The sequence below is a fragment of the Isoptericola sp. S6320L genome (genome assembly GCF_023015685.1).
GTDB lineage: Bacteria > Actinomycetota > Actinomycetes > Actinomycetales > Cellulomonadaceae > Isoptericola > Isoptericola halotolerans_A.
In genome coordinates, this window is the sequence record NZ_JALKAT010000007.1 from 104,959 (window position 1) to 129,935 (window position 24,977).

Annotated in this window: 22 protein-coding genes; 10 read left to right on the forward strand and 12 right to left on the reverse strand. The window is 74.6% G+C overall.

From position 1 onward, the window contains the following. Positions 1-5 precede the first annotated feature (5 nt). Positions 6-239: a DUF3046 domain-containing protein gene (locus tag MWU57_RS06375; protein ID WP_106268297.1), complete on the reverse strand. Its 234-nt coding sequence runs from the start codon at positions 237-239 to the stop codon at positions 6-8. 60 nt (positions 240-299) lie between these two features. Here MWU57_RS06375 and MWU57_RS06380 point away from each other — a divergent pair, with 60 nt between their 5' ends. Next, positions 300-5,012, forward strand: coding sequence for an ATP-dependent helicase (locus tag MWU57_RS06380; protein WP_246908102.1), 4,713 nt, complete (start codon positions 300-302; stop codon positions 5,010-5,012). Here the strand turns inward: MWU57_RS06380 and MWU57_RS06385 are convergent. Further along, the gene (locus tag MWU57_RS06385; protein ID WP_246908105.1) at positions 4,978-5,703 is read right to left on the reverse strand and encodes a DUF998 domain-containing protein; all 726 of its coding nucleotides are present in this window, start codon (positions 5,701-5,703) and stop codon (positions 4,978-4,980) included. The two genes, MWU57_RS06380 and MWU57_RS06385, sit on opposite strands and share 35 nt — an antisense overlap. A gap of 113 nt (positions 5,704-5,816) precedes the next feature. On the opposite strand from MWU57_RS06385, the gene MWU57_RS06390 reads away from it, so the two are divergent. Then, entirely contained in the window at positions 5,817-6,626 is an 810-nt protein-coding gene (locus MWU57_RS06390) for a DNA-formamidopyrimidine glycosylase family protein (RefSeq protein WP_106268049.1), read from the forward strand. A gap of 20 nt (positions 6,627-6,646) precedes the next feature. On the opposite strand, the gene MWU57_RS06395 is transcribed toward MWU57_RS06390, so the two are convergent. The 3 genes from MWU57_RS06395 to pgsA form a co-directional block, all read right to left on the reverse strand. Beyond that, the gene (locus MWU57_RS06395; RefSeq protein WP_106268051.1) at positions 6,647-6,976 is read right to left on the reverse strand and encodes a helix-turn-helix domain-containing protein; all 330 of its coding nucleotides are present in this window, start codon (positions 6,974-6,976) and stop codon (positions 6,647-6,649) included. A 179-nt stretch (positions 6,977-7,155) separates the two neighbouring features. Continuing rightward, positions 7,156-7,644, reverse strand: a complete 489-nt coding sequence (locus MWU57_RS06400) for a CinA family protein (RefSeq protein ID WP_246908108.1) — start codon at positions 7,642-7,644, stop codon at positions 7,156-7,158. Next, a complete protein-coding gene (gene pgsA / locus MWU57_RS06405; RefSeq protein ID WP_106268055.1) occupies positions 7,641-8,231 on the reverse strand; it encodes a CDP-diacylglycerol--glycerol-3-phosphate 3-phosphatidyltransferase in 591 nt (196 codons plus the stop codon). The genes MWU57_RS06400 and pgsA overlap by 4 nt, the downstream gene beginning before the upstream one ends. Positions 8,232-8,339: 108 nt before the next feature. Here pgsA and MWU57_RS06410 point away from each other — a divergent pair, with 108 nt between their 5' ends. Continuing rightward, entirely contained in the window at positions 8,340-9,650 is a 1,311-nt protein-coding gene (locus MWU57_RS06410) for a CapA family protein (RefSeq protein WP_246908111.1), read from the forward strand. A gap of 27 nt (positions 9,651-9,677) precedes the next feature. Here MWU57_RS06410 and MWU57_RS06415 read toward each other — a convergent pair whose 3' ends face one another. The 3 genes from MWU57_RS06415 to dapA form a co-directional block, all read right to left on the reverse strand. Next, positions 9,678-12,254: a DNA translocase FtsK gene (locus MWU57_RS06415; RefSeq protein ID WP_246908114.1), complete on the reverse strand. Its 2,577-nt coding sequence runs from the start codon at positions 12,252-12,254 to the stop codon at positions 9,678-9,680. Positions 12,255-12,557: 303 nt separating this feature from the next. Then, positions 12,558-14,243 carry a ribonuclease J gene (locus tag MWU57_RS06420; protein ID WP_106268059.1) on the reverse strand — a complete coding sequence of 562 codons (1,686 nt, stop codon included), beginning with the start codon at positions 14,241-14,243 and terminating at the stop codon, positions 12,558-12,560. Between the two features lie 22 nt (positions 14,244-14,265). Further along, entirely contained in the window at positions 14,266-15,189 is a 924-nt protein-coding gene (gene dapA / locus MWU57_RS06425) for a 4-hydroxy-tetrahydrodipicolinate synthase (protein WP_246908116.1), read from the reverse strand. Positions 15,190-15,331: 142 nt separating this feature from the next. On the opposite strand from dapA, the gene MWU57_RS06430 reads away from it, so the two are divergent. The 5 genes from MWU57_RS06430 to MWU57_RS06450 are packed head-to-tail and all read left to right on the forward strand — an operon-like array spanning position 15,332 to position 19,676. Then, positions 15,332-16,798: an NAD-dependent succinate-semialdehyde dehydrogenase gene (locus MWU57_RS06430; RefSeq protein WP_246908117.1), complete on the forward strand. Its 1,467-nt coding sequence runs from the start codon at positions 15,332-15,334 to the stop codon at positions 16,796-16,798. Between the two features lie 31 nt (positions 16,799-16,829). Next, complete coding sequence (locus MWU57_RS06435) at positions 16,830-17,540, forward strand: AzlC family ABC transporter permease (protein ID WP_246908118.1); 711 nt, start codon at positions 16,830-16,832, stop codon at positions 17,538-17,540. Beyond that, entirely contained in the window at positions 17,537-17,857 is a 321-nt protein-coding gene (locus MWU57_RS06440) for an AzlD domain-containing protein (RefSeq protein WP_106268064.1), read from the forward strand. The genes MWU57_RS06435 and MWU57_RS06440 overlap by 4 nt, the downstream gene beginning before the upstream one ends. 41 nt (positions 17,858-17,898) lie before the next feature. Beyond that, positions 17,899-19,152, forward strand: coding sequence for a sugar MFS transporter (locus tag MWU57_RS06445; RefSeq protein WP_246908119.1), 1,254 nt, complete (start codon positions 17,899-17,901; stop codon positions 19,150-19,152). A 17-nt stretch (positions 19,153-19,169) separates the two neighbouring features. After that, positions 19,170-19,676 carry a GNAT family N-acetyltransferase gene (locus MWU57_RS06450; protein ID WP_246908120.1) on the forward strand — a complete coding sequence of 169 codons (507 nt, stop codon included), beginning with the start codon at positions 19,170-19,172 and terminating at the stop codon, positions 19,674-19,676. Here MWU57_RS06450 and MWU57_RS06455 read toward each other — a convergent pair. Then, positions 19,669-20,502, reverse strand: coding sequence for an HdeD family acid-resistance protein (locus MWU57_RS06455; RefSeq protein WP_246908122.1), 834 nt, complete (start codon positions 20,500-20,502; stop codon positions 19,669-19,671). The two genes, MWU57_RS06450 and MWU57_RS06455, sit on opposite strands and share 8 nt — an antisense overlap. Before the next feature lie 126 nt (positions 20,503-20,628). Here MWU57_RS06455 and MWU57_RS06460 point away from each other — a divergent pair, with 126 nt between their 5' ends. Then, complete coding sequence (locus MWU57_RS06460) at positions 20,629-21,837, forward strand: MFS transporter (protein ID WP_106268072.1); 1,209 nt, start codon at positions 20,629-20,631, stop codon at positions 21,835-21,837. A 45-nt stretch (positions 21,838-21,882) separates the two neighbouring features. Beyond that, positions 21,883-22,392 (forward strand): hypothetical protein, encoded by a 510-nt coding sequence (locus MWU57_RS06465; protein ID WP_165800000.1) that lies wholly within the window; start codon positions 21,883-21,885, stop codon positions 22,390-22,392. On the opposite strand, the gene MWU57_RS06470 is transcribed toward MWU57_RS06465, so the two are convergent. The 3 genes from MWU57_RS06470 to MWU57_RS06480 are packed head-to-tail and all read right to left on the reverse strand — an operon-like array spanning position 22,376 to position 24,976. After that, positions 22,376-22,861: a tetratricopeptide repeat protein gene (locus MWU57_RS06470; RefSeq protein ID WP_106268074.1), complete on the reverse strand. Its 486-nt coding sequence runs from the start codon at positions 22,859-22,861 to the stop codon at positions 22,376-22,378. The genes MWU57_RS06465 and MWU57_RS06470 overlap by 17 nt on opposite strands. Beyond that, the gene (gene dapB / locus MWU57_RS06475; protein ID WP_308221146.1) at positions 22,858-23,637 is read right to left on the reverse strand and encodes a 4-hydroxy-tetrahydrodipicolinate reductase; all 780 of its coding nucleotides are present in this window, start codon (positions 23,635-23,637) and stop codon (positions 22,858-22,860) included. Before dapB ends, MWU57_RS06470 begins: the two co-directional genes overlap by 4 nt. A gap of 10 nt (positions 23,638-23,647) precedes the next feature. Beyond that, positions 23,648-24,976 carry a pitrilysin family protein gene (locus MWU57_RS06480; RefSeq protein ID WP_106268076.1) on the reverse strand — a complete coding sequence of 443 codons (1,329 nt, stop codon included), beginning with the start codon at positions 24,974-24,976 and terminating at the stop codon, positions 23,648-23,650. Between the last annotated feature and the right edge of the window lies 1 nt (position 24,977).

Sequence of the window (24,977 nt, forward strand, 5' to 3'; positions counted from 1 at the left end):
GCTCCTCAGCGGGGCGGGGGCGCCTGGCGGTTCCGGTCGGAGCCCCACCGCCGGTCCTCGGGCACGTCGAGCGCGTCGCACAGCGCGTGCCACACGTCCCGGGGCTCCACGCCGGCCGCGAGCGCCTCGTCCGGCGTCCGGTCGCCGAGGCGGGGCAGCACCTGCTCGCGCACGAGCGTGCGGCCGAAGGCCCGGCCGAAGACCTCGTCGACGAGCTGGGAGAAGTCGGAGTAGCGCACACCTCCAGGGTGCCACGCCGGCGGCGCGCGGCTGTCGGTGGTGCGGTGCACGATGGGGCGGTGGCCCCGACCCCCGACGACCCCCTCGCCCGGTTCGCCCCCGCCACCCGGGCGTGGTTCACCGACGCGTTCGCCGGGCCGACGGCGGCGCAGGCCGGCGCCTGGGAGGCCGTCGGCGGCGGCAGGCACGCCCTGGTGGTCGCCCCGACCGGCTCCGGGAAGACGCTGGCGGCGTTCCTGTGGGCGATCGACCGGCTGACCTCCGCACCGCCCCCACCCGACCCGGCCCGTCGGTGCCGCGTGCTCTACGTCTCCCCGCTGAAGGCGCTCGCCGCGGACGTGCAGCGCAACCTGCGCGCCCCGCTCGCCGGCATCCGGCACGCCGCCGCGCGTGACGGTGGCGTCGCCCACGAGGTGACGGTCGGCATGCGCACGGGCGACACCCCGGCGTCCGAGCGCCGGGCGTTCGCCACCCGGCCCCCGGACGTCCTCGTGACCACGCCGGAGTCGCTCTTCCTCGTGCTGACGTCCGCGGCGCGCACCGGTCTGAGCGGCGTCGGCACCGTGATCGTCGACGAGATCCACGCCGTCGCCGGCACCAAGCGCGGCGCGCACCTGGCCGTCACGCTGGAGCGTCTCGACGAGCTGCTGGACCGGCCGGCCCAACGCATCGGGCTCTCCGCCACCGTCCGTCCGGTGGACGAGGTCGCCGGGTTCCTGGGCGGCAGCCGGACCCTGGCCGAGGGCGGGCGCGAGGTGGTCGTCGTGCAACCGCCGGCCGACAAGCGCTGGGACCTGCAGGTCGCCGTCCCCGTCCCCGACCTCACGGACCTCGGGGGGACGGACGAGCCGGACCTGTCCGGCGCGGCGGCGGCGCCGCAGCGGCAGGCCTCGGTGTGGCCGCACGTGACCGACCGGGTGGTCGACCTGGTCGCCGCGCACCGATCGACGCTCGTGTTCACCAACTCGCGGCGTGGCGCGGAGCGGCTGACCGCCCGGATCAACGAGACGTGGACGGAACGGCAGGGGCTCGGTGTCCTCGACCCCGGTGCCCAGCAGGCCGCGCAGGCGCCCGGCCAGTCCGGTACGGCGGCGCCCCGGCCCGACGACGCGCCCGTGCTGGCCCGCGCCCACCACGGGTCGATGAGCCGGGCCGAGCGCACCCGCACCGAGTCCGACCTCAAGGCGGGCCTGCTGCCCGCCGTCGTCGCGACGTCGTCCCTCGAGCTCGGCATCGACATGGGCGCGGTCGACCTCGTGGTCCAGGTCGGCGCACCACCGTCGGTGGCCAGCGGGCTGCAGCGCATCGGCCGGGCCGGCCACCAGGTGGGCGCCGTCTCCCGCGGCGTCGTGCTGCCCACCTTCCGCGGCGACCTCGCGCCCGCGACCGTCGTCGTGCAGCGCATGCAGGACGGCGACATCGAGCCGCTGCACGTCGTGAGCAACCCGCTGGACGTCCTCGCCCAGCAGGTGGTGGCGGCGCTCGCCGTCGACGACTGGCCCGCCGACGAGCTGCTCGCGCTCGTGCGCCGATCCGCCCCGTTCACCGGGCTCGGCGACGCCACCTGGCACGCCGTCCTCGACATGCTCGCAGGACGCTACCCGAGCGAGGAGTTCGGCGAGCTGCGCGCCAGGATCGTCTGGGACCGGATCACCGGCCGGCTCTCGGCACGGCCCGGGGCGCAGCGCCTCGCGGTCACCAGCGGCGGGACCATCCCCGACCGCGGCCTCTACGGGGTCTTCCTGGCCGGGGACGACGGCGGCCGCGGCGGCAAGCGGGTCGGCGAGCTGGACGAGGAGATGGTCTACGAGTCCCGTGCGGGCGACACGTTCACGCTCGGCTCCTCGACGTGGCGCATCGAGGACATCACGCCCGACCGCGTCGTCGTCACCCCGGCACCAGGACTGCCCGGCCGGCTGCCGTTCTGGAAGGGCGACGCCCCGGGCCGCCCGGCGCCGCTCGGGCGCGCCGTCGGGGCGTTCGTCCGGGAGGCCGACGACGCGCTCGCCGCCGACCCGGCCGCCGGCCGCGCCCACCTCCGGGCCGCCGGCCTGGACGCCTGGGCCGCGGACAACCTGGCGGGCTACCTCACCGAGCAGCGGGCTGCCACGGGGCGGCTGCCGGACGACCGGACGGTCGTGGTGGAACGTTTCCGGGACGAGCTCGGCGACTGGCGGGTGGTGGTGCACTCACCGCTCGGCGCCCGGGTGCACGCACCGTGGGCCCTGGCCGTGGCGGCCCGGCTGCGGGAGCGCCTGGGCGCCGACGTCGCGGCGATGCCCGCCGACGACGGCATCGTGCTGCGCCTGCCCGGTGACTCCCCGTGGGACGTCGAGGCCGGCGAGGCCGGTACCGAGCCCGTCATCACCACCGAGGACCTCCTGCTGGACCCCGACGAGGTGACCGACACGGTGCGCACCGAGCTCGGCTCGTCGGTGCTGTTCGCCGCGCGTTTCCGGGAGGCGGCGGCTCGCGCCCTGCTGCTCCCGCGCCGTCGGCCGGACCGACGGTCCCCGCTGTGGCAGCAGCGCCAGCGCGCGGCGCAGCTGCTGCAGGTGGCCTCCGTGCACCCCGAGTTCCCGATCATGCTCGAGGCGGCCCGGGAGTGCCTCCAGGACGACTTCGACGTCGCGGCCCTGCGCACCCTCATGGCGGACCTGGCCGCCGGCCGCGTCCGGCTGGTCGAGGTGACCACGCCGGAACCGTCGCCGTTCGCACGCTCCCTGCTGTTCGGCTACACCGCGCAGTTCCTGTACGACGGCGACGCCCCGCTCGCCGAACGGCGCGCGGCGGCGCTGTCCCTCGACCCCGCGCTGCTGGCCGAGCTGCTCGGTGAGCAGGGGGCGACCGACCTCGCCGACCTCCTCGACCCCGCCGCGGTCGAGCGCACCGAGGCAGAGCTGCAGGGACTCGACCCGGCACGCCAGGTCAAGGACGCCGAGGGCCTGTGGGACCTGCTGCGCAGGACGGGCCCGCACCCGCTCGCCGCGCTGCGCGACCGGACCCGCGACGACGCCCGCGACGACGTGGACGCGTGGCTCGACGACCTCGCGCGGGCCCGCCGGGTCTTCCCGGTCCGGGTCGCCGGGGGCGAGCAGTGGGCGGTCGTCGAGGACGCCGCGCGCTTGCGCGACGCCCTCGGCGCCGCCCTGCCCACCGGCCTGGCCGACGCGCACACGGCTCCCGTGCCCGACCCCCTGGGTGACCTGGTGCGCCGGCACGCCAGGACCCACGGGCCCTTCACGACCGGTGACGTCGCGCGCCGCTTCGGGCTGGGTGTGGCGGTCGTGGCCGCGGTGGTCGCGCGCCTCGAGCCCGACGGGATCCTCGTCCGGGGCGCTCTGCGCCCCGAGGTGCTGGGCGGCACGGGCGACGACCTGTGCGACCCGCGCGTCCTCCGGACCCTGCGACGTCGTTCGCTGGCCGCCCTGCGGGCCGAGGTGGAACCCGTCGAGCCGGAGGCGCTCGGCGTGTTCCTGCCCCGCTGGCAGGGGGTGACGTCGACACCGCTGCGAGGCACCGACGGCGTCCTGCGCGTCGTGGAGCAGCTCGCCGGGTCCGCCGTCCCGGCGTCCGCCCTGGAGACCCTCGTGCTGCCCGCCCGCGTGGCCGGCTACTCCCCCGCGCTGCTCGACGAGCTGACGACCACCGGGGAGGTCCTGTGGGCCGGCCACGGCTCGCTCGCCGGTGGCGGCGGCGGGGACGGGATGGTCAGCCTGCACCTGAGCGACGACGCACCCCTGACGCTCGCCGCTCCGTCGGACCTGGCACCGGACGGCCCGCTGGACTCCGACCTCCACCGGGTGGTGCTCGACCTGCTCTCAGGCTCCGGCGGGCACTTCCTGCCACGCCTGGCCGAGCTCGCCGACGCCTCGCCCCACGACACCCTCGAGGTCCTCTGGGACCTGGTGTGGGCCGGCCACGTCACGAACGACGGTCTCGCGGTGCTGCGCGAACGGGTCGGCGCCGGCGGCGGGGCGCACCGGGCGCCGCGGACTCCGGCCCGCGCCCGTCCCGTGCGCCGTTCCCGGTTCGCCCTCGCCCGGCCGGTGGCGCCTCGCGGGGGCGGCGGCCGTTGGTCGGCGCTGCCGGTGCGCGAGACCGACCCGACCCTGCGCACGCACGCGCTGACGCAGGTGCTGCTGGACCGGCACGGCGTGCTCACCCGGGCCGTGGCGCCCTCCGAGGGCGTGACCGGGCAGTTCCGGGACGTCTACCGCGTGCTGTCCGGCCTCGAGGAACGCGGGGCGGTGCGGCGCGGCTACTTCGTCGAACGGCTCGGCGGGTCCCAGTTCGCGCTCCCCGGGGCCGTCGACCAGCTCCGGGTCGACGCCGCGGAGCGCGACCGCCTGCGCGCCGACCCGGACGCGGTACGTCGTGCCGTCGTGCTCGCAGCCACCGACCCGGCCAACCCCTACGGGGCCGCCCTGGCCTGGCCGCACCCACCGGCCGCAGCGGGCGACCCGCCGGCGCACCGTCCCGGTCGCAAGGCCGGAGCCGTCGTCGTGCTGACCGCCGGGTCGCTCACGCTCTACGTGGAACGCGGCGGCCGCACGCTGCTGTCCTTCACCGACGACCCTGCCGAGCTCGGTCCTGCCGCCGCCCGCCTCGCCGAGGCCGCCGGCGACGGGCGGCTGGGCAGGCTGCTGGTGCAGCGCATCGACGGGGAACCGGCCCTGACCGCTGCGCGGGACCGTGGGCCCGCCGCCGCGGCGCTGCTCGACCACGGCTTCGGGATCACGCCGCAAGGTCTACGGGTCGTGCCTCGCTGACCGCCGTGGTGGCGGGTACGGGCGACGGGTCGCGGGCGGGTCCCGGCGACTCACGGTCGACGATGTCGGCGAGGAGGAACAGGTAGCCGATCATGAGGACGAAGCCGACGCGCTCCAGCAGCCCGAAGGCGACGATGCCCGAGCCCACCGCCGCGAGCGGCAGGTGGACGGCCAGGAAGGCCGCGACCAGCACCGCCAGCGCCACCGTCGCCCGCCGCAGACGCCGGGGCGCCGCGGAACGGGGCGTGCCGACCTGCCGTGCCACGCAGTGGCCCACGACCGGGAGCACCACGAACGCGGCAGCAGCGCTGGTCCGGTGCACCACGGCCGAGAGGGTGGTAGCCACCCCGGGCGGATCCGTCGGGAAGACGCCGACCAGCACCATCGCGACGGCAAAGACCATCATCGCGGCACCAGGCAGAGGGCCGGTCGCCAGTCCCGTCCGGTACGCCCGTGCCACCACGACGAGCCCGACGAGCGCGAGGACCGCCCCGCCGAGCAGGATCGCCTCGCCACCGCCGGGGACGAAGGCGTAGAAGCTGACAGGGTCGATCACCGGGTCCACGACGCCGGCTCCGAGGACGTGGGCGACGACCATCGCGCCGAGGGCCACCGCGCCCCACTGACCGACCGTGCGCACGCTGCCACGAACTGCCTGGTCGTGGCGGGGTTCTGGGGCAAGGGGAGACATGGCCCCAAGGATGTCCGAAAAGTCCGCGTCGATCCATCGGGTACTTCCCTGGTGCGTCCCTGATCCGTGCCCGTGGCACCCTGAAGCCACCATCGAGAGGAGCGGAGGGACAGATGCCCGAGGGAGACGTGCTGCGGCTCACGGCCGAGCGTCTCGAGCAGGCGCTCCGCGGCTCGCCGCTCGTGCGGGCGGAGCTGCGCTGGCCGAGCGCCGCCGGCGCCGACCTCGTCGGCCGCACCGTGACGTCGTGCACCGCGTACGGCAAGCATCTGCTGACCCGGTTCGACGACGGCCGCACGCTGCACACGCACCTGCGGATGGACGGGTCGTGGCGGGTCGAGGCCACCGGCGGGCGCGCCGCGGCCGCGCGCCGGCCGGAGGTCCGGGCCGTCCTGGCCACGTCCCGCTGGACGTGCGTGGGATGGCGTCTCGGCATGCTGGACCTGCTGCGCACCCACGACGAGCCGCACCTGCTCGCTCATCTGGGGCCCGATGTCCTCGGAGCCGAGTTCCCGGGTGCCGGCATCACCGAGGGCATCCGCCGGATGCAGGACCAGGGTTCCCGTCCGCTGTGCGACGTGCTGCTCGACCAGGGGGTCGTCGCCGGCCTCGGGACGATCTGGATGGCCGAGACGCTGCACGCCCTGTCGCTGTGGCCCTGGACCCCGGCGGACGCGCTGGACGACCCCGCCCGACGTCGGCTGCTGACCACGGCCCGACGGCTCATGGGCCGCAGCGTCGATGTCGGCCGCTCCCGCGGGCTGCAGGCGGTGCCGCGCGCCGTGCACGGACGGCTCGGCAGACCGTGCCACCGGTGCCGCACACCCGTCGCCGTCGGGCAGGCGAACGAACCGCCGTACGAACGCCCGGTCTTCTGGTGTCCGACCTGCCAACCGCGCGGTGCGACCGACCCGGACCGCTGAGCGGGCCGCGCGGGCGTGCCTCAGCCGACCGGCGTCAGGTCCTCGCGCGTAGAGGTGCCGCGGGAATACATCCCGGCGAGCACGTCGGCCGGGATCGTGTCCGGCACGTGCAGGCCCTCGGCGACGGCGATCTTGTCGCTGACCTCACGGAGCACGAGCGACAGCGGCACGTCGAGGGCCTCGCAGATCGAGGCGAGCAGCTCCGAGGAGGCTTCCTTCTGGCCGCGCTCGACCTCGCTGAGATAACCCAGCGAGACCCGTGCGGCCGAGGACACCTCACGCAGGGTGCGCCCCTGACGCTGCCGCGCGTCGCGCAGCACGTCACCAATCTCTCGTCGAAGGACGATCATGTCGCGCCCCCTTCCTTCCTCCACCACCCCGTGTCGAGGGGTGGCACTACCGTACCCCGAGCTGTGGGGGACACGCCGACCGGGTCGGGCATCGATACGGGTTCGTGGCCTGTCTGCGATCACACCTGCCCAACGCCCGCCGCCCCACCGGTGTTCCCGGCACCCGAGAGGATGCCGGATCACCGCCCGGCGGACACACTTCCTTCACCCCCGAGCAGATCCTCCGCGAGCCCGAGGACCGCACCGACCGCACCCTGGCGCACCGCCGCGCGGCCGCCGTCGAGCTCGAGCCTGCGCACGGCCGACCTCGCCGGGGTCACCACGGCCACGAACACCAGTCCGGGCGGCTTGCCGTCCTGCGCATCGGGACCCGCCACGCCCGTCGTGGCCAGCCCGACGTCCGCACCCGTCGCACGACGGACCCCGCGCGCCATCGCCTCCGCCACGTCCGCGTCGACGGCACCGCGCTCCGCCAGCAGCCCGGGCTCCACTCCCAGCAACGTCCGCTTGAGCTCGGTCGCGTAGGCGACCACCCCGCCTCGGACCACCGACGACGCACCCGGCACCTCGACCATCGCGGCCGTCACGAGACCACCCGTCAACGACTCCGCGACACCGATCGTCCAGTGCCGGGCAGCAGCGTTCTCCAGCAACGTCCGAGCACTCATCCGGCGCGCTCCGGGCGTCGGGCGTCGCGGCGGATGCGCCATCCCTGGACGACGTAGTCGACGCCGGTGACCACGGTGACGGCGATGGCGGCGCCCATGACCACCCACGCGAGGACCAGAACCGACGAGTGGAGGTGGTCCAGAGGCAGCAGGAAGAGCAGGATCGCCGCGATCTGCAGCACCGTCTTGATCTTGCCGCCGCGCGAGGCGGGCATCACCGCGTACCGCAGCATCCCCATCCGCATCGCCGTGATGCCCAGCTCACGGACCAGGATGACGGCGGGCACCCACCAGGGCAGCTCGCCCAACGGCCACCAGAGCAGCACGAGCGCCGCGCCCACGAGCGCCTTGTCGGCGATCGGGTCCAGGATCTTGCCCAGATCGGTCACCAGGCCCCGCGAGCGGGCGAGGTGACCGTCGACCTTGTCGCTCACGGCGGCCACGGCGAAGATGCCGGTCGCCACCAGTCGCCACGTCACGGACTGTCCGTCGTCCACGAGCAGCGCCCACGCGAAGACCGGGACGAGGGCGATGCGCACCATGGTCACGAGGTTCGCGATGTTCCACGGCGAGGGTGTGGCGTCCATCCGTCCAGCCTACTGGGGTGGTCGCCGACCCCGTCCCGCCGGCCACTTCACCCACGGCTCCAGGACCGCCGCGCCCCACTGCGGTCCGCACCCCGGTAGTGTCGCGGCGTGCAGCACTCGCGGCCACACGGACCGGCGCACGCGCGCGACCGGGGCGCGCCCGCCGCGACACCGGTCCGTCTGCTGGTGGTCGCGGCGGCCGCCCTGGCGATCGTCACCGCCTGCGAGGTGGTCACCGATCCGGCCCCTCCGGCGGCGACCGTCACGGCGTCGCCGGACCTGACCGTCGCCAAGGATGCCCCGCCGGAACCGGTGCCTCCGGCGACGTTCACGGTCCTGGCGGCAGGGGACCTGCTCCCCCACGGCCCCGTGGTGCGGTCCGCCGACGGTGGCAGCGACTTCGCCGCGCTGCTGTCCGGCCTCGACCCGTGGGTCGCCGGTGCGGACCTGGCGCTGTGCCACATGGAGGTCCCGGTGGCCCCACCCGGCACGGCGCCCAGCGGGTACCCGTCGTTCGGTGCGCCCGCCGGCCTGGTGGACGCCGTCGCCGCCCAGGGCTGGGACGGCTGCTCGACCGCCTCCAACCACTCGGTCGACCGGGCCTATGCCGGTGTGGTGGCCACGCTCGACGCCTTCGACAGCGCCGGCCTCGGGCACGTCGGCACGGCCCGCTCGACGGCCGAGCAGTCCGCTCCGCAGCGGTACGAGCTCGAGCGAGCAGGCCGGACCCTGACGGTGGCGCACCTCTCGGCGACCTACGGGCTCAACGGTCTGCCGATGCCGCCGGAGGCCCCGTGGGCCGTGGACCTCATCGACGCCGACCGGCTGGTCGACGCCGCCGGCCGCGCGCGTGAGGACGGCGCCGACGTCGTGCTGGTCAGTCTGCACGCCGGTGTCGAGTACACCGAGGAGCTCACCGACGAGCAGGTGGGCGTCGTCGCCGCGCTGGGGGCCTCCGGTGTCGTCGACCTGGTGATCGGCCACCACGCCCACGTACCGCAGCGTGTCGCCCGGGTCGACGGCGGCCCGGGCGGCGACGGGATGTGGGTGGCCTACGGGCTCGGCAACCTGCTGTCGAACCAGAGCGCGGCGTGCTGCGACGCCCGCACGAGCAACGGCGTGCTGCTCTCCGCGACCTTCTCCCAGGACCGGCCGTCCGGTCCCACCCTGATCGACGAGGTCCGCTGGACCGGGACCACCGTCGACCTCGCCGCCGGGCACCGGGTGCACGCGCTGCCGGACGCCCTCCGCGACCCGGGGAGCACCACCCTGACGGAGGCCGAGCTGTCGGCCCGCCAGGAGCGCGTCCGGGACGCCGTCCGGGACGCCGCCGCCGAACGCAGGCGCCCGCCCACGCCCACGGGAGACGAGCCCGTGGTGCTCCCCCGTGACGCCGGCGACGACGCAGCCCGCGACTGACCTCGCCCGGGCGACGCCGGCGCACCGTCAGCGCACCGGGTCCTCCGCGTCGGTGTCCGCGCCGTCGTGGTACTCGGTGGCGACCGGCGGCCGGTGCGAGTCGGTGCCGTCGGCGTACGGATCCGTCGTGCCGTCGTCGGACTCCTGGTCGTAGGCCGGTGCCGGTGCCGTCTCCCCGCGGATCAGGGCGAGCGCGGCGGGCAGGTCGTCCGGCTGCACCAGGACGTCGCGAGCCTTCGAGCCCTCCGACGGTCCGACGATCTCCCGGGACTCCAGGAGATCCATGAGACGTCCGGCCTTGGCGAAGCCGACGCGGAGCTTGCGCTGCAGCATCGAGGTGGAGCCGAACTGGGTGGAGACCACCAGCTCGGCCGCCTGGAGCAGCAGGTCGAGGTCGTCGCCGATGTCCTCGTCGATCTGCTTCTTCGCGGCCGCCGGGGCCGTGACGTCCTGCCGGTAGACCGGCTTGAGCTGCGACTTCACGTGCTCGACCACGGCGTGCACCTCGGACTCGGTCACCCAGGCGCCCTGCACGCGCATCGGCTTGGCCGCGCCCATCGGGAGGAACAGGGCGTCGCCCTGGCCGATGAGCTTCTCGGCGCCCGGCTGGTCGAGGACCACGCGCGAGTCCGTGACCGACGACGTCGCGAAGGCGAGACGTGACGGCACGTTGGCCTTGATCAGTCCCGTGACGACGTCGACGGAGGGACGCTGCGTCGCGAGCACGAGGTGGATGCCCGCCGCGCGCGCCAGCTGCGTGATGCGCTGGATCGAGGCCTCGACGTCCCGCGGGGCGACCATCATGAGGTCCGCGAGCTCGTCGACGACGACCAGCAGGTACGGGTACGGCGCGATCTTCCGCTCTGAGCCTGGCAACGGCTTGACCTTGCCGGAGCGGACCCCGGCGTTGAAGTCGTCGATGTGCTTGAAGCCGAACGTCGCGAGGTCGTCGTACCGGGCGTCCATCTCGCGCACGACCCACTCGAGCGCCTCGGCCGCCTTCTTGGGGCTGGTGATGATGGGCGTGATGAGGTGCGGGATGCCCTCGTAGATCGTGAGCTCGACGCGCTTGGGGTCCACCAGGACCAGGCGCACCTGCTCCGGCGTCGCGCGCATGAGGATCGAGGTGATCATCGAGTTGATGAAGCTCGACTTGCCCGCGCCCGTCGCGCCCGCGACGAGGATGTGCGGCATCTTCGCCAGGTTGGCGACGACGAAACCGCCCTCGACGTCCTTGCCGACGCCCATGACCATCGGGTGCTCCGTGCGGCGCGCCGCCGAGGACCGGAGCACGTCACCGAGCACGACCGTCTCGCGGTCGGAGTTCGGGATCTCGATGCCGATCGCCGACTTGCCGGGGATGGGCGACAGGATCCGTACGTCCGCACTGGCCACCGCGTAGGCGATGTTGTTGGACAACGACGTGATCCGCTCGACCTTGGTCTTCGCGCCGACCTCGACCTCGTAGCGGGTGACCGTGGGCCCACGGGTGAAGTTCGTGACCTCCGCGTCCACCCCGAAGTCCGCGAACACCTTGGTCAGCGACTCGACGACGCGGTCGTTCACCGCGGAACGCGTCTTGTGGGGGGCACCCTCGACGAGGGCCTCCTCGCTCGGGAGCAGGTACACCGTGTCGCCCGAGAGCATCGGCTGCTCCGCGCGCCCGGCCGGGGCCGGGGACGGCTCGGGAGGGGTGCGCGGGGCCGCGGCAGCGGCGGGCACGATGGTGCCGGTGGCCGCGGGCTGCGTGCCCGCGGGGACGCGCTGGGTGCCGCCGGAGCGCTCGCTCTTGCGTCCCCCACCCTGCGCGGCGTCCCCGGCCGGGTCGAGGGTGGCTGCCTTCTCGAAGGCCTCGTCCCCGGCGTACTGGTCCAGCTCTGCCGCGGCCGCGTCCGCGGCACGCTCCGCCTTGGTGCGACGTTTGCGCCGCTTGCGCGGCTTGGCCGTCTCGTCGGAGCCGTCGTGGGCCGAAACCCCGTCCGCGAGCCGCAGACCGTCGTCGGCGACGTCACCCTCGTGGTGGTTTCCCGTCAACCGGTCGTACAGGCCGCGCACCCGCTCGGGGATGCGATGGACCGGCGTGGCGGTGACCACGAGCAGCCCGAAGAACCCGAGCAGGAGGAAGAGCGGGACCGCCACCCAGGGAGTGACGCCGATGACGACCGGCGTCGCGGCGAGGTAGCCGATGATGCCGCCGGCCTCCTGGACCTGATCGAACCCGTCGCGCGGCGAGGGCGTGCCCTCGGCGATCGCCACGAGCGAGCAGACCGAGACGACCAGGAGGCTCAGCCCGATGGCGACGCGCGAGTTGGCCTGACCGCGCTCGGGATGGCGCATCACGCGCACACCCAGCCACAGCAGCAGCACGGGGACGGCCACGCCCGCCAACCCGACGGTGCCCGCCACGACGGCGTGGACGACCAGGCCGAACGTTCCGGGGATCCCCCACCACTCCCGCGCGGCCACGACGAGCGCGACAGCGATGAGGAAGAAGGCCACGCCGTCCCGACGGTGCTCCGGTTCCAGGTCTCTCGCTCCCTTGGTGATCGTGCGTGTCACGGTGCCCAGGCCGTGCGCGACGCCCAGGTAGGCGCCACGCACCATCCGGACGGGCCACGGTGGGCCGCTACGCGCCGGCCGACGGCCGGCCGTCCGCGCCCCGCGCGAGGCTCCGGAGCGGGCCGACGACGATCGTGCGGACGCGCCACGTCCCGAGGCGGACGACGAGGCGCGCCGCCCCGTCCGTGCCCCGCCCCGTGCAGCCCCGGGATTCTTCCGGGCGGTCGTCCGGGTCGCCATGATGCCCTCACCGTACCCGGGCGGCGAGGTCCGACGTCGCAGGCCGCGGGCGCGTGTCACACCCGGCGGGCGTGAGCAGGGTCACCGCACTCGCAAGCTCGCTCCGCCTCAGGCCTCGACGACGACGGGGACGATCATGGGCCGACGGCGCAGCCGTCGGTTGACCCACTGACCGATCACGCGCCGCATCACCTGCTGCAGCTGATGGGTGTCCGTCGCGCCGCCGGCAATCGCGTCCTCGAGCGCCTTGACCACGTCCGGCTGGATCTCGTCGAACACCGCCGCGCCCTCGGCCATGCCGCGCGCGAGGATCTGCGGACCCGCGAGCACCTTGCCGGTGGCGGAGTCCACGACGGCGAAGACGGACACGAAGCCTTCCTCGCTCAGCACCCGGCGGTCCTTGAGCTCGTTCTCGGTGACCTCGCCGACCGACGAGCCGTCCACGAACACGTAGCCGCACGGCACGGCGCCCACCACGGAGGCGCGCCCGTCCACGAGGTCCACGACGACCCCGTCCTCCGCGAGGACGACGCGGTCGGCGGGGATGCCCGTCTTCACCGCGAGCGCCGCGTTGGCCACGAGGTGGCGCACCTCGCCGTGCACGGGCATGACGTTCTTGGGCCGGATGATGTTGTAGCAGTACAGCAGCTCGCCGGCGCTGGCGTGCCCCGAGACGTGGACCTTCGCGTTGCCCGAGTGCACGACGCGCGCGCCGAGCCGCGTCAGACCGTTGATGACCCGGAACACGGAGTTCTCGTTGCCCGGGATGAGCGAGCTCGCGAGGATCACCGTGTCGCCGTGGCCGATCTTGACGCGGTGGTCACCGTTCGCCATGCGGCTCAACGCGGCCATCGGCTCACCCTGCGAGCCGGTGCACATGTACACGAGCTCGTCGTCGGGGATGTCGCCGGTCCGCTTGAGGTCGACCAGCACGCCGGGCGGCACGTCCAGGTAGCCGAGCTCCGCTGCGATGCCCATGTTGCGGATCATCGAGCGCCCGGCGAGCGCCACCTTGCGGCCGTGCGCGTGGGCGGCGTTGAGGACCTGCTGCACCCGGTGCACGTGCGAGGAGAACGACGCGACGACGATGCGCTTCTCCGCCTGGGCGAACACGCTGTCCAGGACGGGCCCGATCTCGACCTCGTTGGTGACGAACCCCGGCACCTCCGCGTTGGTCGAGTCCACCATGAACAGGTCGACGCCCTGCTCGCCGAGACGCGCAAAGGCCCGCAGATCGGTGACCCGGCCGTCGAGCGGGAGCTGGTCCATCTTGAAGTCGCCGGTGTGCAGCACCGTGCCCGCACCGGTCGTGACGGCCACGGCCAGGGCGTCGGGGATGGAGTGGTTGACCGCGACGAACTCGAGGCCGAAGACCCCGAGCCGGACCGTGTCGTTCTCCGCGACGACCCGCGTCACCGGCTTGATGCGGTGCTCCTTCAGCTTCGCCTCGAGGAAGGCGAGCGTGAGCTGGGAGCCGTAGATCGGGATGTCGCGGCGACGGCGCAGCAGGTACGGCACCGCGCCGATGTGGTCCTCGTGCCCGTGCGTGAGGACGATCGCCTCGATGTCGTCCAGACGGCCGGCCAGGTACTCGAAGTCCGGCAGGATCAGGTCGACGCCGGGCTGGTGGTCCTCGGGGAAGAGGACCCCGCAGTCGATGACGAGCAGCCGGCCGTCGTACTCGAGGACGGCCATGTTCCGTCCGACCTCGCCGAGCCCCCCGAGCGCCACGATGCGCAGTCCGCCCGCAGGCAGCTCAGGAGGAAGGGGGAGTTCGGGGTGCGGGTGGCTCACGTGGCCTCCTGGCCTGTGTGGGTTACGGGAGGGTGGAGACGGTGTCCAGGACACCGCCGGCGATGAGGGCGGCGCGCATCACGGCGACGTCGGCGTCGGTGGCGGCGACGTTCGGCAGGCGCAGCTCGCGGTTCGTGTGGGCGCCCAGGATCTCGAGGGCCGCCTTGGCCATCACGGCCTGGGCCCCGGCGCCGTTGATGGCGGCGATCACCGGCAGCGTCGTCACGAAGGTCTCGAGGGCGCCGGTGTGGTCGCCCGCGTCGAAGCGCCGCACGACCTCCGCGAAGGCTCCGGCCACGACGTGGGCGGAGACGGAGACGATCCCGGCGCCACCGTGGGAGAGGAACGGCAGCAGCAGGGTGTCGTCGCCCGAGTACCAGGCGAGCCCCGTGGCGGCGCGCAGGGCGGGGACGCCGGTCAGGTCGCCGGTGGCGTCCTTGGTCGCGACGACGCGGGGGTGGGCCGCGATGCGCTCGTACGTCGCCGGCGCGATGCGCACGCCCGCGCGGCCGGGGATGTCGTACAGCATGACGGGCAGCTCGGTCGCGTCCGCGACCGCGGCGAAGTGACGGTAGAGCCCTTCCTGCGTCGGGCGCGAGTAGTACGGCGAGACGACGAGCAAGCCGTCGGCACCGGCTTCCGCAGCCTGCTCGGCCATGCGCACGGCATGGGCGGTGTCGTTGGACCCGGCCCCGGAGAGCACGGCGGCACGGTCGCCGACGGCGTCGACCACCGCACGCACGAGCGCCGCCTTCTCGGGGGCGTGGGTCGCCGGTGCCTCGCCCGTCGTCCCCGACAGCACGAGGCCGTCGTTCCCCTCGTCGACGAGGCGCCGCGCGAGCGCCGCAGCGGCCTCCAGATCGATCTCCCCGGTGGCCGTCATGGGAGTGACCATCGCGGTGAGAACGGCGCCGAACGGGCGCGCAGGGGTACCGGGCAGCGTCATGGGGACACCGTACCGTTTGCCGCCCCTTCCTCGTGCTGCGGTCCACGTGCTCGGGGCCGCCGCGTGAGACGCCGTGCCAGGGTGCTTCGCGGAGCGCACCCGGGCTGTTGCGGCGGCCCGGCGCCGCCACATACTGGATGGTATGACTGCGACGACGGCACCTTCTTCCGTGCGTGACACCCCCACCCAGGTCCTCGTCGGTGGCGAGTGGCGCCCGGCCTCGGGCGGCTCGACCTTCGACGTCGTCGACCCGGCCACCGAGGAGGTGCTGACGAGCGTCGCGGACGGGTCCGGCGACGACGGACTGGCCGCGCTGGCCGCCGCGCACGAGGCGGCACCGGCGTGGGCCGGCGTCCCGCCGCGGGACCGCTCGGAACTGCTGCGGGCGTGCTTCGAGACGATCGTCGACCGCACGGACGAGCTCGCGGCCCTCATCACGGCCGAGGGCGGCAAGCCGCTCGCCGAGTCGCGTGCCGAGGTCGCGTACGGCGCGGAGTTCTTCCGCTGGTTCGCCGAGGAGGCCGTCCGGGCACCCGGCCTGATGCGCACGGCACCGGCCGGTGCCAACCGCCAGCTCGTGCATCGCAGGCCCGTCGGCCCGGCGCTGCTGATCACGCCGTGGAACTTCCCGATCGCGATGGCGACGCGCAAGATCGGGCCGGCCCTCGCCGCGGGCTGCCCGGTGGTGATCAAGCCCGCGCAGCTCACTCCGCTCACCACCATGGCCGTCGCCGAGATCCTGCGCGCGGAGCTCGCCGCGCGCGACCTGCCGAGCGGAGTCGTCAACGTGGTGCCGACGTCGTCGGCGAGGTCGGTGACCGAGCCCGTGATCGCCGACGGCCGGTTGCGCAAGCTCTCCTTCACCGGGTCCACGGGCGTCGGCCGGGTCCTGCTCGGGCAGGCGGCGGAGCAGGTGCTCAACTGCTCGATGGAGCTGGGCGGCAACGCGCCGTTCGTCGTCTTCGCGGACGCCGATCTCGACGCCGCCGTCGAGGGCGCGATGGTCGCGAAGCTGCGCAACGGCGGGCAGTCCTGCGTCGCCGCCAACCGCTTCCTGGTGGACGGCAGCGTCGCGCACGAGTTCGCCGAGCGGCTCGCCGCCCGGTTCTCCCGGCTCTCCGTGGGACCGGGCGCCGAGGGGCACGACGTCGGACCGCTGATCGGTGCGAGCGCCGTCGACAAGGTCGACGAGCTCGTCAGCGACGCCACGGACCGCGGCGCGCACGCGCTCGTCGGCGGCGCGCGGCCGGACGGGAAGGGCTACTTCTACTCCCCCACCGTGCTCGCCGGTGTCCCCGCCGACGCCCGCTGCGTGACCGAGGAGATCTTCGGCCCCGTGGCACCCGTCGTCGCCTTCGACGGCGCCGACGAGGCGATCGCCCTGGCCAACGGTACCGAGTACGGCCTGGCGGCCTACGCCTACACCCGGGACGTGGACCTGGCGATGCGGGCCGCCCACGAGATCGAGGCCGGCATGATCGGCATCAACCGCGGCATGGTGTCGGACGCGAGCGCGCCGTTCGGGGGCGTCAAGCAGTCCGGGCTGGGGCGCGAGGGCGGGGCGGCCGGCCTGGAGGAGTACCTGGAGACGGTGTACGTCGCGTTGTGACCCACCCCGCGACGCATGGTTTCCTGTGCCCGTGAGTCGACCCCTTGCTCCCGAGGTCTCCGCTGCCGTCCGGCAGGGCGCCGGCGTCGCCGTCGCCACCGGGCTGTACGGGATCTCGTTCGGCGCGCTGGCCGTGGTCGCGGGTCTGTCCGTGGCACAGACCGCCGCGCTCAGCCTGCTGCTGTTCTCCGGCGGGTCGCAGTTCGCCCTCATCGGCGTCGTGGCCGCGGGTGGTTCACCCCTCGCCGCGGTCGCCACCTCCACCCTGCTCGGAGCGCGCAACGCGCTCTACGGCGCGGTCGTCTCCCCCCTGCTGTCCCTGCACGGCTGGCGTCGGGCGGTGGCCGCCCAGGTGACGATCGACGAGTCCACGGCGGTCGCGGTGGGGCAGCGCACCCCCGCGGCCGTCCGCGCCGGGTTCTGGACGGCCGGCGTCGGCGTGTTCGTGCTGTGGAACGCCTTCACGCTCGTGGGCGCGCTGGCCGGTGACGCGCTCGGGGACCCACGGGCCTGGGGCCTCGACGCGGCGGCGGGAGCGGCGTTCCTCGCGCTCGTGTGGCCACGCCTGGCCGAACGACGGGCGCAGGCCGTGGCCGGGCTGGCGGTGGTGGTGACGCTGGCGCTGGTCCCCGTCGCGCCGGCGGGGATCCCGGTGCTCGCGGCGGCCGGTGTCGCCATCGTGGTCGGCGCCACCGCCCCTGCCGCGCCGCCCCCGGCAACGGGCACGGAGGCCGACCGATGACCACCACCGTGCTGTGGTCGACGGTGCTCCTCGCGTCGGTCGCCAGCTTCGGCCTCAAGCTCGCCGGCCACCTCGTGCCCGAGCACTGGCTGGCCACCGCGCGGGTGCAACGGACCTCCACGCTCGTCACCGTGGCGCTGCTCGTCTCCCTGGTGGTCGTGCAGACGTTCGCCGCCGGCTCGTCGGTCGTCGTCGACGCCCGCGTCCCCGCCCTCGCGGTGGCCGCCGTCGCGCTGGCGCTGCGGGCGCCGTTCATCGTGGTGGTCGTCCTCGCGGCGGCGGCCGCCGCCGGCCTGCGGGCGCTGGGCTGGGGCTGAGTGCGGGGCCTGCCTGCTCCGGCACGCTCTAGGCTGGCCCGATGCCCTCCCCCGGCCGCGCGCCGCGCCCCACCGCTCCGCGCCCCGAGGTCGACCTGGCCCGCTGGTCGCTCATGGCGCAGTTCGCCCTGTTCGGGGTGCTCGGCACCTCCTGGATGAGCCGGCTGCCCTCGATCCGGTCCGAGCTCGGCCTCAGCGCCGGTCAGCTCGGCTCGCTCCTGGTGGTCGGTGGAGCAGGCACGCTGCTCGCGGTGCTCGTCACCGGTGCCGTCGTCGCACGCTTCGGGAGCCGGCGGACGCTCGCCGCCGCCACGGCGGGCAACGTGGCCGGCTTCGGCGTCCTCGCGCTCGCCACGGCCACCGGCAGCATCCCGCTGTTCGCCGTCGGCGCGTGCGTGAACGGGATGTGCGGCGCCCTGACCAACATCCCGATCAACATCAGTGCGGCCGGGGTCGAGCGGGCCGTCGGACGGGCTATCCTTCCCCACTTCCACGCGGCGTTCTCCGTCGGCGCCGCACTCGGCGCCCTGGTGGGTGCCGGCTTCGCCTGGTCGGGAGCGCACGTCGCCGTGCAGCTCGTCGTGGTGACCGCCGCCGTGACCCTCGTGCGGGCCCTGCTCGTCGTGCCGGCGACGATGCTGGCCCCCGCCCACGGGCGGCCCGCCACCCTCGGCGCCGATGCCCGGCGTGGCAGCGGGGCGCGCGCGGCGCTGGCCGCGTGGCGGGAGCCCCGGACGCTGCTGATCGGTCTGGTGCTGCTCGCCGCCTCCCTCTCCGAGGGGTCGGCCGGGACATGGCTGGCGCTCGCCGTCGTCGACGGGTTCGCCGCGCGCGAGGCGGTCGGGGCTGTCGCGTACGGGACCTTCGTCGCGTCGATGACCGTCGTCCGGTTCGCCGGCACCGGGCTGATCGACCGCTACGGGCGGGTCGCCGTCCTGCGCGTCTCGGGGTTGTCCGCCCTGGCAGGGCTGCTCCTGTTCGGGCTCGCGCCCGCCCTCGTCCTGGCGTGGGTCGGCGTGGTGCTGTGGGGCTGCGGAGCCGCGCTGGCGAACCCGATCGCCATCTCGGCGGCGTCCGACGAGCCCCTCCACGCCGCGCCACGCGTGTCCGTCGCGACCTCCTTCTCGACGATGTCGATGCTCGCCGCGCCGCCGCTGCTCGGGCTGCTGGCCGACGAGGTGGGCGTGCGTTCGGCCCTGCTCGTGATCTGCGGTGCGGTCGTCCTCAGCCTCGCCGTGGCCGGTCAGGTCCGGCGCCCGCAAGACGCACCCGTGGCGTCCACCGCCCGCTGGTGAGCACCTAGGGTGTGGCCATGGCACTGTTCCGCGAGACCGCCGACGTCTCCGTCCGTCCCGCAGTCCCCGGCGACGAGGAGGCCGTGACGCAGGTCCAGGTCGACGCGTGGCGGACCACCCATGCCGAGACGCTCGGGGGCGCCGTCGACGCCCTCGACGAGCAGACGATGCGGCAGCGATGGACCGAGGCGATCGCGCGACCGCCCGGCCCGGGGTTCGCCGTCCTCGTCGCGCTCGACGGACCGAAGGTCGTCGGCTTCGCCGCCGTCGGACCGGGTCAGGTCATGGCACTGGAAGTGGCTCCCGACCACCGGCTCGCGGGCCACGGATCCCGGCTCCTCGCCGCCGCCGTCGACCGGCTGCGCACCGACGGCTCCGAGGAGGTCGTCACCTGGGTCCTCGACGGCGACGACGGCCGCGAGCGGTTCCTCGCCTCCTCGGGCCTCGGGCCCGACGGGGTCGAGCGGGCTCTCGCCGCGGGCGTGCGCGACGTCGTCGAGCGCCGCTGGTCGGCCGTCATCTGACCTCGCGGGGCGTGTCGCGCCCCTCCGGCGGCTCATCGCCGCCGGCCGCGCCGTCGCCGGCCGCGCCGTCGCCGGCCGCGCCGTCGGCGGCCGTGTCGTCCACCGGGGTGGAGACCGACCTGGGCCCCGCCGCCGCGGCGGGAGCGAACTGCGGGTTCGCGGACCCGAGCACCGAACCGCCCGTCACCACGACGCCGACCTTCTCCGCCTGCTCGCGCAGCCCCCACAGCTCGCGGGAGACGGACCGCACCGCGAATCCGGACACGAGGTGGATCGAGCCCGCGACGAAGGCGAACAGCGCGAAGACGATCGTCACCAGCCGGAGCACGTCGAAGGAGTCGAGCGGACGCGTGACGAGCAGCAGACCGAACAACCCCGCCGTGATGCCGAAGGTGATCATCCACGGCCAGCCGAGGTCGCGGTTGCGCGCCAGGGCGGCGCCACCGACGACGGCGACGATCCCGAGCACGATCGCCCAGCTCGCCAGGACGTAGTAGAGCGGCGTCGGGTCCAGCTCCGGCCAGAACGCCACGGCCACGCCGAAGAGCACGTTGACGCCTGCCTGCGCGAGCCACCACGCCGAGCCCACCTGGTGGCGGTGCACGAACCACTGGACCACGACCAGGACCGCGTCCAGCACGAGGAACGCGCCCACGAGCAGCCGCAGCACCCCCAGCTCGCCGAGGGGCTCGATCATCAGCAGCAGCCCGAGCACCACGAAGGCGATGCCGCGTACGACGGGCAGCCACCAGACCCGCCGGAACGGGTTGCGGAACTCCCCGACGGCTGCGTCCTGCGTCCCCGTGCCCGAGTCCTCGCGTGTCATGCGCAGTCCTCCCGTCGTCCGCTGCTGACCTGCGGTCATGCTACGAGCACGGTCGCCGGGCCGCACGGCAGGACGACGCCGGCGGGCGCGACGGGCGCGACGGGCGCAGGGTGACAGGATGAGCCGGTGCCACCGTCAGCCTCCACCACCCGCACCGTCCGTGACGCCGCCGGCGGGATCGCGGTCCTCGCGGTCGCGAACTTCGTCGCCATCACCACCGAGGTGCTGCCCGTCGGACTGCTGCCGCAGCTCGCGCGCGGCGTCGGCGTGTCGGAGTCGACCGCAGGGCTTCTCGTCACCGTCTACGCCCTGGTCGTCGCGGCCTGCGCCGTCCCGCTGACCCTGGCCACGCAGCGGTTCCCCCGCAAACCGCTGCTCCTCGTGACGCTCGCGACCTACGTGGCCGGCAACCTGCTCGTCGCCGTCGCCCCGTCCTACGCCGTCATGGCGGCTGGACGCACGCTCGGCGGGATCGGCCACGCCGTGTTCTTCTCGGTGTCGATCGCGTACGCCGCCCGACTCGTCGGCCCGCTCTACACCGGCCGGGCCCTGACCCTCGTCACCGCCGGCGGGACGATGGGGTTCGTCCTGGGCGTGCCCCTGTCGACCTCGCTGGGGACCGCCGTCGGCTGGCGCTGGTCGTTCGCGCTGCTCGCGGGCGTCTGTGCCCTGACGGCGCTCCTGGTGGCACGGCTGCTGCCCGCCGTGGCCGTCGCGACACCGCCGGCGCGGGACCGCGCGGTCGCGCGCCGGGGGCGCCGGCGGCTGGGCGTCGTGGTCGGCACCAACACGGTGCTGTTCGGCGGGCACTACGCCGTGTACACCTACATCTCCCTGCTGCTCCTGAGCACGGGGCTGTCCGAGGCGGCCGTCGGCCCGGTGCTCCTCCTCTTCGGAGCCCTGGGACTCGTGGGGCTGTGGGCGGCTGCCCGCTACCTGGACCGCACGCCACGCGCCCTGACCATCACCGCGATGGCCACCATCGTCGGCTCGCTGACCGCCCTCGCGCTCGTGCTCCCCCACGCCGCGGGCGTGCTCGTGGCCGGCGGCGTGTGGCTCGCCGCGTTCGGTGCCATCCCGGCGACGTTCCAGGCGGCGGCCCTGCGCACGCAGGGCGCCACGGCCGACGTCGCCGGGGCGTTCGTCAACGCGACATCCAACCTCGGCATCGGCCTCGGAGCCGCCCTCGGAGCCGTCGTCGTCGCCGGACCGGGAACCCGCGTCCTGGCGCTGACCGGCGCCGGCGTCGTCGCGCTGGCCTGCCTCGCCGTCGTCGTGGCGCGCGGCGCCTTCCCGCGGGACCCGGCCGCGGCGAGCGCCGACCCCACGCGGTAACCGGCGCGTGACCCCGGCGTAGCACGTGCGTGCCAGCCTGGACCCATGGGTCAGGTGGGCAGGGGCGCCGGGGCGATCGTCACCGACTACTTCGCCGCGCCGACCGACGCGCTGGCGGCGACCGTCGCCCGGCAGCCGGACGGACCGTCCAGCGCGGCGCGCGGCTCCGGCGAGGCCCTGTTCGACACCGTCCGCATGCCGTCGGTGGACCCGTTCGTCATGCTCGGCACCCTGGCCGGGCACCTCTGCCGGCGCCCCTACGGCGAGGTCACCGGGAACCCACGGCACGGCATCGTCCTGACCGGCGGTGCGGAGGGGCCGTGGGTGGCCACCGTCTCGGACGTCGTCGCCGTCGAGCTCGCCGCGGCGTCCCCGGAGCACCTTGCCGACGTCGCGGTCCTCGCGGCTGGGCCGACCGGGCCGGTCGGCGCCGGGGCCGACGATCTGGCCACCGCGCTGCGCGAGCTCGGTGAGCTGGCCGCACGGGCGCTCGCCGTGCGGCACGCGCTCTACTGCTGGACGGTGCTGACGGACGAGGTCAGCCGCGCGGGCTGAAGAGCGACGAGGCCTGACGCAGCGCCGCCCGCGCACGACGGCGGTCCCCCGCGGCGTCGTAGGCGAACGCCAGGCGGTACCAGGCCCGCCAGTCCGTCGGCGCCGCGTCGACCGCGTCCCGGAACTCGCCGAACGCCTCGTCCGCCGCCGCACGGTCGATCCTGCCGCCGGGCGAGCGCGGGAGGTCGTCCACCGGGAGCTGCCCCGCGGCCGCCAGCTCGTCGGCCATGCGCTGCACGCGCGCGGCCAGCCAGAACTCTCGTGCGACGAGCCCGATCACCAGCAGCGGGATGATCAGCACGGCGAGGCCGATGCCGATGAGCAGCGGCTCGCCGCTGCCCACCATGGCCGCGCCACGCTCCACGATCGCCACGACGTACAGCGCGAGGAGCGCGGAGACGGCGAGCGCCCCGACGAGGCCACGGGGCAGCCGCCGCCGGACGCCCTCCGGCGCGCCGTCGTCGGTCACGACAGGTCCAGCACGTTCTCGAGGCCGACCGTCAGGCCCGGTCGTGACCCGACCTCCCGCACGGCGAGCAGGACGCCCGGCATGAAGCTGGCCCGGTCGAACGAGTCCTGGCGGATCGTCAGCTGCTCACCGGCGTTGCCGAAGAGGATCTCCTCGTGCGCCACCAGACCGCGCAGGCGCACGGCGTGCACCCGGACCCCGTCGACGTCCGCGCCCCGGGCCTCCCAGCCGTCCTGGGTCGCGTCGGGCGACGGTCCGAGCCCCGCGTCGGCCCGGGCGGCGGCGATCGCCGCCGCCGTGTGCCGCGCCGTGCCGGAGGGTGCGTCGACCTTGTTCGGGTGGTGCAGCTCGACGACCTCGGCAGACTCGAAGTAGCGCGCCGCCTTGGCGGCGAACGTCATGGCGAGCACCGCCGACAGCCCGAAGTTGGGGGCGATGAGCACGCCGAGGCCCTCGTCGCCGCGCTCGGCGTTGACCCGCTCGAGGTGCTCCACGACCCTGCCCCGGGACCCGTCGTCCCACCCGGTGGTGCCCACCACGGCGTGCGCCCCGGCGTCCAGGACGGCGTGCACGTTGTGCTCCGTCACCGCCGGGACGGTGAAGTCCACGGCGACGTGCGCGCCGGAGTCCCGGACCCCCGCCCCGACGTCGTCCCCCGCGTCCAGCCGGGCGACGAGCTCGAGGCCCTCCGCCTCCTCGACGGCGGCGCACGTCTGGGCCCCCATGCGCCCGGCGGCGCCGATGACGGCCACCCGGACGACGCTGCTGGTGCTCACGATGATCTCCTCATTCTCCGAAGGGGCCGACCCGCACCATCGAGCGCGGACGCGACGCGAGGTCGGCGGCGAGCTCACGGACGTCGGTGGCGGTGACGGCACGAACACGTTCCAACGACTCGTCGACGGTCAGGAGCTCGCCGAGCACGAGCTCCGCGCGGCCCAGCCGGCTCATGCGCGAGCCGGAGTCCTCCAGACCGAGGACCATGCCGCCCGAGAGCTGACCGACGGAACGCTCCAGCTCGGCGTCCGTGATGCCGTCGGCGGCGATCCGCTCCAGCTCGGCCACCATCAGCGCGGTGACCTGGTCCACCTTGGCCGGGGTGCACCCGGCGTAGAGCCCGAAGAGGCCCAGGCCGCCGTGCCCCTGCCCGAAGGAGTACGTGGCGTACGCGAGGCCGCGCTTCTCCCGGATCTCCTGGAACAAGCGGGACGACATGCCGCCGCCGAGGACGGCGTGCAGCACGGTGGAGGCGAACCGCCGGTCGTCGGACGCGCTGAGCCCCGTCCCACCGATGATCACGTTCGCCTGCTCGACCTGTCGGCGGATCGTGAGCTCGACCCCCGCGGTGGGCACGCCGTCGGACTCGGGGGCCCCCGAGCGGCGCGCGCGGGGCAGCCCCGCGGGGTCCAGGTGCCAACCGCCCGCGACGAGCGCGTCGCCGACCTGCTGGACGACGGTGTCGTGGTCCACGCCGCCGGCCGCCGCGATCACGAGGGTCTCCGGGCGGTAGTGCCACCGGTAGTGCTCCAGCACGGCGTCGCGAGGAACGGCGCGGATGGAGTCCGGCGTCCCGCCGATGGGACGTCCGAGCGGGTGCGACCCGAGGGCCGCGGCGGCGAACTCCTCGTGGACGACCTCGCCGGGGTCGTCGTCCGTCATCGCGATCTCCTCGAGGATGACGCCGCGCTCGGTCTCGAGCTCGTCGGCGTCCAGGCGCGCCGAGGTGACCATGTCGGCGATCACCTCGATCGCCATCGGGACGTCCTCGTCGAGCACCCGCGCGTAGTAGCAGGTGTGCTCCTTGCCGGTGGCGGCGTTCGCCTCGCCGCCGACGGCGTCGAACGCCTCGGCGATGTCGAGCGCGGAGCGGCTGGGAGTCCCCTTGAAGAGCAGGTGCTCCAGGAAGTGCGTGGAGCCGTGGTGGCCGTCGGTCTCGTCCCGGGAGCCGACCCCCACCCAGGCGCCCACGGTGGCCGAGCGGAGACCGGGCATGTGCTCGGTGAGCACACGCACGCCGCCGGGCAGGACGCTGCGACGGATCGTCGCGCCGTCCTGCCCGGCGGTCAGCTCGGCACCCGGCTGGCCCGCTCCGACGAGCGGGAGGTGCTGGCTCATA